This is a genomic window from Candidatus Minimicrobia vallesae (genome assembly GCF_018866205.1).
GTDB lineage: Bacteria > Patescibacteriota > Saccharimonadia > Saccharimonadales > Saccharimonadaceae > Nanosynbacter > Nanosynbacter vallesae.
Map to the genome: position 1 here is coordinate 361,968 of NZ_CP076459.1, position 12,960 is coordinate 374,927.

The 12,960-nt window shown below is 45.1% G+C and carries 7 protein-coding genes and 5 pseudogenes; 4 read left to right on the forward strand and 8 right to left on the reverse strand.

Annotation, left to right across the window (positions count from 1 at the left end):
* From rplD to KOY49_RS02560, 5 genes and pseudogenes are all read right to left on the reverse strand, one after another.
* The gene (rplD, locus tag KOY49_RS02540) at positions 1–600 is read right to left on the reverse strand and encodes a 50S ribosomal protein L4 (RefSeq protein ID WP_232735881.1); all 600 of its coding nucleotides are present in this window, start codon (positions 598–600) and stop codon (positions 1–3) included.
* A pseudogene (gene rplC / locus KOY49_RS05415) lies at positions 600–1,186 on the reverse strand (50S ribosomal protein L3). Before rplC ends, rplD begins: the two are co-directional and overlap by 1 nt.
* A gap of 238 nt (positions 1,187–1,424) precedes the next feature.
* Positions 1,425–1,676, reverse strand: a complete 252-nt coding sequence (locus KOY49_RS02550) for a hypothetical protein (protein ID WP_232735882.1) — start codon at positions 1,674–1,676, stop codon at positions 1,425–1,427.
* A 154-nt stretch (positions 1,677–1,830) separates the two neighbouring features.
* Positions 1,831–2,150 (reverse strand): annotated as a pseudogene (rpsJ, locus tag KOY49_RS02555) (30S ribosomal protein S10).
* Positions 2,151–2,246: 96 nt separating this feature from the next.
* Positions 2,247–3,188, reverse strand: a complete 942-nt coding sequence (locus KOY49_RS02560; RefSeq protein ID WP_232735883.1) for an L-lactate dehydrogenase — start codon at positions 3,186–3,188, stop codon at positions 2,247–2,249.
* Between the two features lie 145 nt (positions 3,189–3,333).
* Here KOY49_RS02560 and KOY49_RS02565 point away from each other — a divergent pair, with 145 nt between their 5' ends.
* A complete protein-coding gene (locus KOY49_RS02565) occupies positions 3,334–3,981 on the forward strand; it encodes a hypothetical protein (protein ID WP_232735884.1) in 648 nt (215 codons plus the stop codon).
* A 198-nt stretch (positions 3,982–4,179) separates the two neighbouring features.
* Here the strand turns inward: KOY49_RS02565 and tuf are convergent.
* The 3 genes and pseudogenes from tuf to KOY49_RS02585 all read right to left on the reverse strand — a co-directional run bounded on the left by tuf (position 4,180) and on the right by KOY49_RS02585 (position 8,438).
* Positions 4,180–5,375, reverse strand: a pseudogene (gene tuf / locus KOY49_RS05420) (elongation factor Tu).
* A gap of 114 nt (positions 5,376–5,489) precedes the next feature.
* Positions 5,490–6,706: pseudogene (tgt, locus tag KOY49_RS02580) on the reverse strand (tRNA guanosine(34) transglycosylase Tgt).
* A 475-nt stretch (positions 6,707–7,181) separates the two neighbouring features.
* Positions 7,182–8,438: a hypothetical protein gene (locus KOY49_RS02585; protein WP_138074076.1), complete on the reverse strand. Its 1,257-nt coding sequence runs from the start codon at positions 8,436–8,438 to the stop codon at positions 7,182–7,184.
* A 24-nt stretch (positions 8,439–8,462) separates the two neighbouring features.
* Between KOY49_RS02585 and KOY49_RS02590 the strand changes: the two are divergent.
* From KOY49_RS02590 to KOY49_RS02600, 3 genes and pseudogenes are all read left to right on the forward strand, one after another.
* Positions 8,463–10,441 (forward strand): annotated as a pseudogene (locus KOY49_RS02590) (alpha-amylase family glycosyl hydrolase).
* 629 nt (positions 10,442–11,070) lie between these two features.
* Positions 11,071–12,462, forward strand: coding sequence for a threonine/serine exporter family protein (locus tag KOY49_RS02595; protein ID WP_146423607.1), 1,392 nt, complete (start codon positions 11,071–11,073; stop codon positions 12,460–12,462).
* The gene (locus KOY49_RS02600) at positions 12,459–12,935 is read left to right on the forward strand and encodes a phosphohydrolase (protein ID WP_232735885.1); all 477 of its coding nucleotides are present in this window, start codon (positions 12,459–12,461) and stop codon (positions 12,933–12,935) included. The genes KOY49_RS02595 and KOY49_RS02600 overlap by 4 nt, the downstream gene beginning before the upstream one ends.
* Positions 12,936–12,960: the final 25 nt, after the last annotated feature.

The window sequence follows — 12,960 nt, forward strand, 5'->3', positions numbered from 1 at the left end:
TTACGCTTCCTCCTTGCCCAACCATGCGGTAATTACAGGTAGAGCTTTCGGTGTTATAACGATTGTATCCGCATTCAGAATGTGATAAACGCTTAGATAATTAGCGCGAACCACCAAAACGTTCTGAATATTATTTGTAGCACGCATAAGTTCTGGCGTCTTCTCATCTACAACGATCAGAACACGGCGTTCGAACTTGTTGTCAGCTAAGAATGTTGCAACTTCCTTGGTCTTGCCAGTAGTCTTAACGTCTTTGACGACAATCTTCTTAGCTTCGTTAGCTACAGTCAAAGCTTGGCGAACTGCCACTTTCTTAGCAGTCTTTGACAATTTTTTAGTGTAGTTTTCGTTGCCACGTGGGCCAAATACTACACCACCGCCGCGCCAGATTGGGTTACGGCTTGAGCCAAAACGTGCTCGACCAGTTCCCTTTTGCTTCCATGGTTTTTTACCACCACCAGAAACTTCACCGCGCTGCTTGGTTGTAGCGCTAGCTAGGCGTGCGTTTGCCAAGTAGCTGTCATATACCAATTTCAACAATTCGTGATTTGGCACTTCCACAGCAAAAATGTCTTTAGGAAGTTTGGTTGAATCTGCCATTACTTGACACCTCCTAAAATAATCAGCCCCTTTCGTGGTCCAGGAACAGCGCCCTTAACCCCGATTAGATTGGTCTCTGGATCAACATATGCACCACTTCCAAGTTCTGAACAGTAACACGCTCGCTTGACCCATATGGCCAGCCATCGTCTTACCCTTGAAAACTTTTTGTGGGATACATCGAGCCAATTAGACCACCCACAGGCTTACGAGTATTACCTTTACCACCGTGCGTCTTACGATGACACGCAAAGTTGTAGCGTTTAATGGTTCCAGCGAAACCTTTACCTTTGCTGGTTCCGGTCGCATCGACAAAATCGCCGACTTCAAACGAGGAAACATTAATTTCACTGCCAACTTTCAGATCCTCTGGAATCTGGTCGACACGGAAATTCCCGAATATGTTTCGGGGTCACTTGAGCTGGCTTAACATGTCCAGCCACGGCCTTGCTCAGGTTCTTACCCTCTCAAAAAGCTACCTGTACCGCATTGTAACCGTCGGTTTCGACAGTCTTCCACCCTGAGTAACGGTGACAGGGCCGGCTTGGATCAGCATTACCGGAATGGCTTTACCGTCTTCAACCAAAAGCTAGGTCATACCAAGTTTGGTACCGAGAAGTGTTTTCACTTTTCCTCACTCCCCACTTAAATACTCCTGATGACGTGCAGGTTTCTGGATTCTGGGAGAACGTTAAATGTAAACATCCGCTCATAACCAGACCTGCTCATGCACCAAGGAGAACAGTTGATATTACGCGTAATAAGAAATTACCTCGTAAATTATAGCACAAAACGTATCGTCAATAAAAATAAAGACAGGCTCCCTAAATCATCACACCAACCGGCGTAAACACGAAGTCAGAATTGCCATGAAAATTATCGTGACGTACCAGAATTTTCCGATTAAATTGATATTTCTCAATCTTTAGGACCAGCAACAACGCAATAAATAACCCGACAGGAATGGCCTGCACAGAAAAACCGCCAACTTCAAATGGATTTTTTAGACGAAGCCACAGCGCACTTAATATCACAAAAACCACCAATTTCAAGAAAAAACGAGCCGTCATTATCATAAATACGTTCACGACCTTTGCGACTAAATAGCTCGCTAGACTTCGAGCGATTGCGAGCATAAGTACGAGTTTTTTGTTTTGTCATAAGCTAAATGGAATTATAACATAAAAAATCCGCCCCATCCAAGAGGCGGAAATTTTATATATCGTTAAATTACATACGAATTTCAGCGTCAACGCCAGCTGGCAAATTCAAGTTCTGCAAACTATCAATCGTCTTTGGTGTAGCGTTCGTAATGTCAATCAGACGCTTGTGAACGCGGCGCTCGTAAGATTCACCACCAGTTTTGTAAACGTGCGGACTCCTTACAACAGTGTAAGTGCTGCGTCGAGTTGGCAAAGGCACTTTGGACCAGCCACGTTAGCACCTGTGCGAATTGCGGTGTCGATAATTTGTTTTGCTGATTGGTCAATGACTTTGTGGTCATAAGCCTTCAGACGAATACGGATTTTAATTCCTGTATCTTGAGCCATAGCTCCTCCTCTTATGTGCGATCTCGTAACCTCTAATTGCCCTATTTATAGTCAATCGAGTTCTCGAGATAAATTATTATTAACTATGCGATTATATCAGCAATTTTCCGCTTTATCAAGATGAGAAATCATTTCCGCAATAATTCCAGCGGATTTATTCAGCGATTCTTTTTCTCGCTCGGTAAGCGGATAGCCCGCCAAAATCTTCACGCCGTCGCTACTGATTGTTGATGGCAATCCAAGCACAACATTATTCAAGCCATATTCACCTTCAGCCAAAGAACAAACGGGATAAACCGTGTGCGTCGATTTTCGGAGCGCCGAAACAATCTTAGACACAACAAACCCAATCGCAAAATACGTCGATTTCTTTGTTTCAATCACTCGATAAGCTCGGTCGCGAACCTTCTGCTCAATTCCGTCAATCATCTCCTCTGTAAAACCAGGATATTCCTTAATTGGCACTTCACCAATTTGCGCCGTTTCAATTGTCGAAAATGACGAATCGCCGTGCTCGCCCAGAATATAAGCATCAACCGCTTTACTGTCGACATTGAACGCGTCCGCCAAATACGACTTCATTCGCGAAGTATCAAGCGTCGTGCCCGTCCCAAACACACGATTTTTCGGCAAACCAGATTCCTTAAGCGCCACGTAAGTCAAAACATCAACCGGATTACTGACAATCACCAAATACGGCTTCGCGCCATTCGCCATAATATTTTTCACAATATCACGCATAATTTTTGCATTAACGTCAATCAATTCCAACCGAGTCTGACCAGGAAGTTGCGGCGCACCCGCAGTAATCACAACGATATCATCGTCATTGATATCAGAATAATTTCCCGTATGAACCACGACATTTCTGTCAATTCCCATCGCGTCATTAATGTCAGCCGCTTGACCCCAAGCCAAATCCTCATTACGGTCAATCAACACAATCTCTTCAATAACACTACGCAACGCACACGCATAAGCCGCCGTCGCACCGACCATTCCGCCTCCGCCAACAATTAGCAATTTCTGTTTGTTCACCAAAATCTCCTTTTTCTGTTTTATATTAGATGTATTTATTCTGCCATAAACATTACCGCTTTGTCAATTAACTTTACTTTACAGCAAAAAACATGTATAATATCGGCAATCTATTAACTTTTACATATTATCAACGGGAGGATATATGGAAAAAAGAATGTTTGCAGAAAAAACGCCACGCATCGATACTGCAAAAGTATATCGAGCACTTGCAATGCTAGCTTTACTACCATCATGCGTATTAGCCGGATGCGCAGGCGAAAAAGGAGTTGACGCTGGAAGCTCAAGTTCAGCCCCATACGGCGGCTCTGAAACTACCACATCTCAGCCAGAAAATAGCAACACCGAGAATCCGTCACAAAATAAAAAAGACGATTCTGCGGGAAAAATAGATATAGAAAAGAACTCAATGTATTACGCAAAAAACAAAACCCGCGAAGGATTTGTAGCTAACTGTACAGCAAAAACCTACGACGGATTCCCTGAAAAGGCAGACTGCTCAATGTACTTGTGCGATGGAGACAACACAGTTATGTTTACATTTAATGATATAGATTTTACCAAACAAACCTATGGAAAAAGAAAGCCTGGAGTTGCGGATCTAATGAGCAAAACAAATACATTAGCAGTAGACTATAGATATTATGTTCCAACCGAAACCTTAAAGAATACAACCGAATGCAAAGAGAAGAAAAGTAACGTAGGGCAATTTACTAAACCCGTATCTTTCCCGCGCGGCGAAAATGAGCAATATCTTTGCCTTCCTCAATTTATCGACCACGATAGACGGTAAAAAGATGGGCATGAAAATCACAAAGACTACATCTGTCGACGAGAAAGATAATGACGGACCGTACTATCCTCAATATAAACTTGACATTTCTGAAGAATGTTTTAACTAGAGAGCTCTCGATTAAACATACATTATCACAGTAGCAATCAAAAATCCCCCGAAAGTTCGGGGGATTTAATTAGGCTTGTGTTATCAAGATTATTTGTTAATCTTTGTAACAACACCAGCACCAACTGTACGGCCACCTTCGCGGATAGCAAAGTTCAAACCTTGCTCCATAGCGATTGGTGCAAGCAACTTAACCTTGAAGGTTACAGTGTCGCCTGGCATAACCATTTCTTTGTCAGCTGGCAATTCAACTTCACCAGTAACGTCAGTTGTGCGGAAGTAGAACTGTGGCTTGTAGCCCTTTGAGAATGGAGTGTGGCGACCGCCTTCTTCCTTCTTCAAGATGTAAACTTCAGCTTCAAACTCAGTGTGTGGAGTAATTGTGCCTGGCTTTGCCAAAACTTGACCACGCTCAATGTCGCTGCGCTCAATACCACGTAGCAAGACACCTGCGTTGTCACCTGCTTGACCTTGGTCAAGAGATTTCTTGAAGGCCTCAATACCAGTCACAACTGACTTCTGAATTGGAATCATGACCAGCCGAAATCGCCTCCAGATTGGGCGAAGAACGGCCCCGCGCCCTCAGCTTCTTAAATCTCCTCACTCCAGGAATTAGCGTAGTGTATTACGGCGACGAAATTGGCATGATGAATGGAGAATTGACCGCTGATGACATTCAAGATAATTTTAGCCCCGCCACCGCGTCAATCCAATTCCATAATAGCGTCTTCGTATTTCTCTTCACCTTCAAGAGCCTTAAGAGCAGAACCCTTGATGATTGGAGCGTCTTTGTCGAAGCCGTTATTTTCAAGAAGTTCACGAACTTCTTCTTCGATCAGCTCAACCAGTTCTTCGTCAGCCATATCCATCTTGTTCAAGAAGACAACGATCTTTGGCACACCAACCTGCTTTGCAAGCAAAACGTGCTCACGAGTCTGTGGCATTGGGCCATCAGTTGCAGCAATAACCAATACCGCACCATCAACCTGAGCAGCACCGGTGATCATGTTCTTGACGTAGTCAGCGTGTCCTGGCATGTCAACGTGTGCATAGTGACGATTCTTTGATTCATACTCTTGGTGTGAAGACGCGATAGTAATACCACGTTGCTTCTCTTCTGGTGCGTTGTCGATCTGGTCGTACGCAACAGGTTTGTTAACTGCGCTTGGTAGGCGCTTTGCCAACACTGCAGTAATCGCAGCAGTCAGCGTAGTCTTACCGTGGTCAACGTGGCCCATTGTACCAACGTTAACGTGCGGTTTGCTTCGGTCAAATGCATCTGCCATTTGTAGAAGTTCTCCTTAATTTAATTATTATTTTTCACGCGGGTACAGTCCATAAAAAAGACCTCACGGCGTATGAGTTTAATTATAACGATTTTCCAATCAGTTGTAAATAGCCTATTTCTTACTATAATACTTCGCCAGGAACGAATCGCGAAACTCGTAAAAAGTTCCATCCTCCAAGCTGGCACGAATATCATCAACCAACTTAACGATAAATCGCTCGTTATGAATTGACAACAACGTTCCAGCCAACGACTCGCGGGCGTGCAAAAGATGACAGAGATAAGCCGCCGTGTAATTCTTGCAAGTATAGCAATCGCAATCGTCCATAATTGGCGCAAACATCTCGCGGTATTTTCGACCGCGCACATTGACTCGACCAAACGGCGTATACGCGGCGCCATTCCTAGCCACTCGCGTCGGACTCACACAGTCCAAAAGTGTCAATTCCCTGCTCAATCGCCGCAAAAATATCATCAGGCTCGGAAATTCCCAGTAAATGACGCGGTTTATCCTCAGGCAGAATTTGATTGATTGACCCACTGAATCGTTTGCGACATAGTTTCCTTTTCCAACGCACCACCGATTCCATAGCCATCAAAATCCATCGCGCCCAAAAACTCGGCAGTTTGCTTTCGCAAATCCTCGTAATTCGCGCCTTGCAAAACGCCAAATAAAGCTTGATACGGCTTATCTGGACGAGCCGCCCTTAAGCGCTTAACTTCCGCCAAACTTCGCTCCGCCCAAGCATGCGTCCTGGCCAGCGCCTCAACTTGATATTCGTACGGATCAATCAAAGAGGTCAATTCATCAAACGCAAAAGTAATGTCAGCGCCAATTCCAGCCTGAATTTGCATGGACAATTCTGGCGTAAATTTATGATAAGAGCCGTCCAGATGCGACTTAAACATCACTCCGTTTTCGTCCACCCAAGCATGACGCGACGATTTTTTAGCAATCGCAATTTCTTCATCGACATCAGTGCTCATTGCCAAAACCTTCTTAAAGCCAGAACCCAAACTCAAAACCTGAAAACCACCACTATCCGTAAAAGTCGGACCATCCCAGTGCATAAATTTGCCAAGATATCCAGCCTTTTCAATCAACTCATGCCCCGGCTGCAGATATAAATGATAAGCGTTCGCCAGCACCGCCTGCGCACCAACATCCGCAACCATCTCAGGAATCATCGCCTTAACATTAGCCTTAGTTCCAACCACAATAAACGCCGGCGTTTTAATATCACCGTGTGGCGTGTGAATAATTCCCGTTCGCGCCAACGTGTCGTTAAATCGTGAAGTTATTTCAAAAGAAAAAGGTTTTTTCTGCATAATCTGTTTGATTATATCACGAAATGTCCTGAGGATTGCCTCGCGAACTCTCACTAGATAAAGAACGTCGTCCTTAGAATTTTCCAATATCAGCATTGGCTCTCCAAGACTTAGTGGCAAATCTAAAATGTTTGATATTTTCTTAGTTAAATATGACGAGCCTTCAAGTTCTGGATTCCACAGCTCAACTTTATCCGCCCGTAAATTAAATGGTTCAGTCTCTTCGCCGACACCCACTTCTTTTAGGGTAGCGTCATTCCACGACACAGTACTCAGTAAATCACCAGGTAAACATCGATAGGCCATTACTACACATTCACCCTTAAACTCCCTCGGTTCACTAATATTCCTAATGACACCACGAGACTCATCCTCGTATTGCTTTAATAACTCTAATTGCTCCTCCAAAGAAAAATCATAAAAAACCTCGCTATCAAATACTTCACTTACGTCCCGAGCAATATCATGCAGTAAATCAACAGCAAGCTCTAAGTCTTGCGTCATTATTTAAGCTCTCAAATCTTAATAATTTATCGCGGCTAGGTACGGCGTATATTTTCCTTGATGAGCTACTTAAATCGTCATGAAGCAATAATTCAAGCACAGCATAAATGGCGCCGTCATACCTGACAAATTTCACTGCATTAAAATAAGCCCTATCACTATCAATGAATTCGTACTGTAATTTATTATTTGCACCGCTTGGCGATATAACAAAACCTGAAAGACCAATAGCATCAAACCCAAGCTCATCAGGCAGTGCTTTATTAAGCGTTTTTATGTGATTACGGACAGTATTTGAAAAATATGGCTCATCCGTATACTTAAGGTCTGTTGCCAGCTGCCAAGCTAATTGTTGAAACTCATCCGCAAAAACCGTCTCAAACAAATCATCACCCTTCTTATAATCATTCTCACAAATTGGCAGAATGTCAATTATGTCTTTTACATCGATGCGAAAAATCACTGAACTATCTTTTGGATCAACCATCTCCAAGATAGGACGATTATCTCGCCACACAAACAATGGCGCAGCTCCAAATAATACTTGCGCTCTTGCCTCAACGTCAACGCCGTATTCAATGCCACCAGCTCTTCGTCTATACGCCCGACAATCTATTCTCACCTCGGTTCCCTGTGATATATCACCCAGCACACCATTTAGGTCATCAATGAGACATTCTCTGGACGCAACATCCCTAATGTCATTTTTCTCAACAGCTTCCTGAGTTTTATCAACATAATGACGTAACTTACGAATATATCGAGGCAATACACTGTCGTCTGGAAATAATTCTGCCGACAAAATAGCTTGCGGATCAAGCGGAAAATAATAATCATCTGGTCTATCATTTTCTACGGCACGTATACACAAGGCCGCCATTTTTTTAGTATAAATCGCAAAAGGTACTGGAGTCTCAGGATCATTTTCTAAAGATGACACCAAATCGACCACGCCCTCAACAGCGCATAGATCATATGAACCATCTTCGGTCTGCCTGTAGCCAACAACCCTCGCTCGCTCGCCTTCAATTTCGTCTGTGCGCATGACTTTCTCCACATCACCAAGGGCCTCAGCCTCACTTTCCCCACCGAGGCATAAGTTTGCAGCAGCAATCTGTCGCCAATCATCTTTGGACAATCGACCAAGTAAATCAATACCCGTCCCAGCTTTTGGTAGTTCCATGTATGTATCGTATATTGCAATATGGCAGACTTCAAGCACAAGCATTGCCTCATGCGGTATACTAGAAACATGAGCAATAAAACCCTCGTTGATTTGGACCAGTGGCTAGCCCCGCACAAATCCACAATTCAGGCGCGTGAGAAGTATATTTCTTCGAAACTGAAAAAGGTTTTAAGCAGCAAGACGCCAGCCGAATTCGCGATGGGTTTTTTACATTTCGGACTTCATAAAACAGATGCAGGCTGGGCATTTAGAGAATGGGCGCCGAATGCCACTCGGATATTCTTAGTTGGCGATTTTTCAGATTGGAAAGAGCGCGAGGAATTCACACTTAAATCGCGATAAAAATGGCGAATGGAGCATAAATCTTCCTGAAAATTCACTTCGTCACGGACAAAAATATAAATTGCGCGTCTATTGGTCTGACGGCGACGGCTGGCGACTGCCTTCATACGCAAATTACGTCGTTCAGGACGAAAATTCTGTCGATTTTTCCGCGGTCGTGTGGTCGCCAAAAACTCCCTACAATTGGCAATATAAAACCCCGCCCAAGCCAAAAGTTCCACTAATTTACGAAGCGCACGTTGGCATGAGTAGCCAGGAAGAAAAAGTCGCCAGCTTCAGCGAATTCACCGCGGAGGTTTTGCCGCGAATTAAAGAATCTGGCTATAACACCATTCAGCTTATGGCAATCGCCGAGCATCCATATTACGGCAGCTTCGGCTATCACGTCAGCAACTTTTTCGCGGTTTCGTCAAGATTTGGCACTCCCGACGATTTTAAGAAATTGGTCGACACGGCGCACGGAATGGGACTGCGCGTCATCATTGACCTCGTCCACGCTCACGCCGCCAAAAACGAAGTCGAAGGTCTGGGCAATTTCGCTGGCGATCCGACACAATATTTCAAGCCAACAAATCACCCAGAATGGGATTCGCGATTACTCGATTACGGCAAGCCAGAAGTTTTGCATTTTTTGGCAAGCAATTGCAGTTGGTGGCTGGACGAATATCACATTGACGGATTTAGGTTTGATGGCGTAACTAGTATGATCTACCACGACCACGGACTCGGAAAAAGTTTCACTAGCTATGATGATTATTTCCGCGATAATGTCGACAAAGACGCGCTCGCTTATTTAAGACTGGCAAATGAAACCATTCACGCCGTTCGCCCCGACGCCACGACAATTGCAGAGGAAATGAGTGGTTTTCCTGGACTGGGCGCATTCACAAAGGACGGCGGGCTGGGATTTGATTATCGCTTGCAAATGGGCGCGCCAGATTTATGGATAAAAACTCTGAAAGAGAAAAATGATGAAGATTGGGATTTGGGGCAATTAGCTTACACTTTGAGTTCGCATCGCCCAGAGGAAAAAGTCATCAATTACGCCGAAAGTCACGATCAAGCGCTCGTCGGTGATAAAACGCTGATTTTCCGATTGATTGATAAAAATATGTATTGGCATATGGATAAAATTGATCCAGACTTAACGGTTGAGCGTGGCGTGGCGCTGCATAAACTGATTCGTCTAATGACAGCTGGGCTGCATGGCGGCGGTTATTTGAATTTTATGGGCAATGAATTCGGGCATCCGGAATGGATTGATTTTCCGCGTGAAGGCAATAATTGGTCGTTTAAGCACGCTCGTCGGCAATGGAATTTGCGCGACAATGGCTTCTTAAAATATCAATGGTTGGGCGATTTTGACGCGGCGCTAATGAAGATTATTAGGCAAATTGATAATTCTGACATTCACCACCTGACGGTTCGCCAATCTGATCACACGGTCAGTTTTATGCACGGCGACTTTTTATTTGTTATCAATTTTCGCCCGACAAATCCCACTCAGATTACGAGAGGACCCGCAGAAGAAGAGCCCAAACCTCAAAAGGGCAGCAAGCAGCGACGACAAGAACGACAGGCTGCACAGGAGACGAAAAGACGGCATAACGCCCGACAAGACACTGAAACAGCTCGACAAGAGCCACAAGCCTAAAGCTTACGAGCCAGCCAGAACGGGCATTATTTTACAGAAAGTTGAATAATCTCCTCCTAGTATTGACTTTTTTACGCAAGTGTGGTATAAATTAATACAGACTTTTGTTGACAATCCCGTCAACGAAAGTAGTCCTTGTATAAGCGACAAGCAGAGGAGTACATCATAATGAAGCTCAAAATCACAACCGCAGTCCTGGCACTGGCTGGACTGGTGTTAATCCTTATGGGAAGTACGTACATGTCGGCCACCTGCGCTATCGTCTGTACAGCAGTAGCGCTGCCACTACCCGACCATCTCACATCGAGATGGCTCACAGGAGATCAACACGACCGTCTTCTGTGGATATGCTCCGCCGTCTGGGTTCAGTATATGCGTGCTAGACGGCAAATAGCATACTCCAAGACTTCGGAGCTATCGAAACTGCGCTTAGTGCTGCAATCGAACAAAGCACAAAAGGCAAAGGAGCAGCTAGGACAGAAGGCCTCAACTACGAAGACTAGCGCGATCATTCGCGCGGACATCATGCCAACGTCGCCCACGCGCGATGATGCTGACGGCGATAGCGACAAGGGCTAACGCCCGTCAAGAGAAATAGCTCGCTTGAGGCTTAAGCCTCGGCTTGAGCTCTCTTGGCGGGCTATTTCTATTGGCATAAAATTTGTTACACTAGATATTGTGAAGAAAAAAGTACCAAAATTCATTGAGCAATCATTAGCCCGAGTCGCTAATCTTTACAGCTTTGAGCCGGAGCATCATCTGGAGAAAATTGATGAAAGTTTGACACCGAATATGCGAGCTTTGCGCCTGGCTATGACGATTGCCGAGCAGCTCCTGAGTATGGGCGTGGTGGCGCGCGATGTGGTTCGTATGGCGCAAGGAATTACGCGGACATATTGCCGCAGACCCGTTCACGTGGACGTGAGTTACACTTTGGTGACAATTTCTCAAGACCGCGGAGTTAGCCATGAGCCTTTGACGATGGCGCGAGTTATCGTTCCTGACGACCCTAATTATCAATTGATTCAAGCATTGCAATTATTAGCCCTCGACATTCGTCGCAAACAACTTTCCCTGGAAGAAGCCGAGGAGCGATTGCAACAAATACTCAAAAAACCCACCGAACATTCCCGACTAGTCGTTTACGCGGCGGGCGGATTAGTGAGCGCGGGTTCCGTCATTCTGTACGGCGGCAGTTTACTTATGGCGTCAATCGCGTTTCTGCTCGGATTCCTAGCGACTGGACTACTGAGGTGGCTGGGACGTATTGGCGCGCCGTTGTTTTATTCGCAAGCCCTCGTGGCGATTTTCGTAACATTGGTGGCGGCGGGCGCAGCTTGGTGCAGCAATTATCTGGGGCTGAGCGTCAACGCAACATTGTTAGTTATCAGCGGCATCGTCTTATTAGTCGCGGGACTGATGTTTGTCGGCGCATTCCAGGACGCAATCGACGAATATTACATGACTGCCAACGCCAGATTGTTAAAAGTCGTGATGGCGACGGGCGGCGTAATTGCTGGCGTGATGGTCGGATTATACATTGCGACAAAATTCGGCATTACTTTCCCGGCAACGCCAGATCGATTGACATTGGCGGACGGACACACGCAATATTTGGGCGCTGGAATTATCGCGGCGGCGTTCGTTCTGAGAAATCATTCTCGATTTTTGGGAATGGTTATCTCTGGATTAATCGCAATTTTCGGCTGGTGGATTTCACGATTAGCCATGAGTTTTGGCTTTGATATCGTAACAGCGAGCGGCATCGCGGCGGCGGTAATTGGGCTGGTCGCAGTTATGACTTCCAGATTATGGAAATTCCCTTCCCTGGCGATTATTGCGGCGGGAATCGTACCGTTAGTTCCAGGATTATCACTTTACAACGGATTAATGGGCGTCGTCCTATATCCACCAAACAGCGCAAACTTCCTACCAGCCTTGGCTATCTTAGCGCGAGCAATCCTCATCGGCGTAGCGGTAGCAATTGGCGCATCATTCGGCAACATCGTCGGTCGCCCAATTCGCCGACAATTCATCAATTTATTCCGTCGCAACACGCAAGCATCATGAAAAATAACCCAAAATTCATTGGACTGTCAGACTCGCGATTATTTCATATGCGCGGAGTGGCATACAAATCTTACAATCTGGCTCGCGAAGTCTTCAATATGGAAGAAGACGTGGCGCGCAGCTTATTTTTAATGGGACTGACGCACGACTTTGCCTACGCTTTTGTTGAAAATCAGACAGATCACGAACATGAAGGCGGCAGGATCCTAAAATTATCTGGCTTCAATTGGGCTGAGGCTGTGTTTGATCACGGAGATCCTGATGTGGACGATTGGACGGACGAATTGCTTATCTTAAACTTGGCAGACATGACAACTAGCCCAGACGGCAAGCCGATAACCATAGACCAACGACTGGAAGATATTGAAAACAGATATGGCACAGATAGCATTCAGGCGACAAAAGCGCGCAAATTGACCAAACGAATCAAAGAAGAACTCGCCAAACGAAACCTAACAATCCCAAACTTATAAACCCGAAAGTTAGCCAAACAAAAAT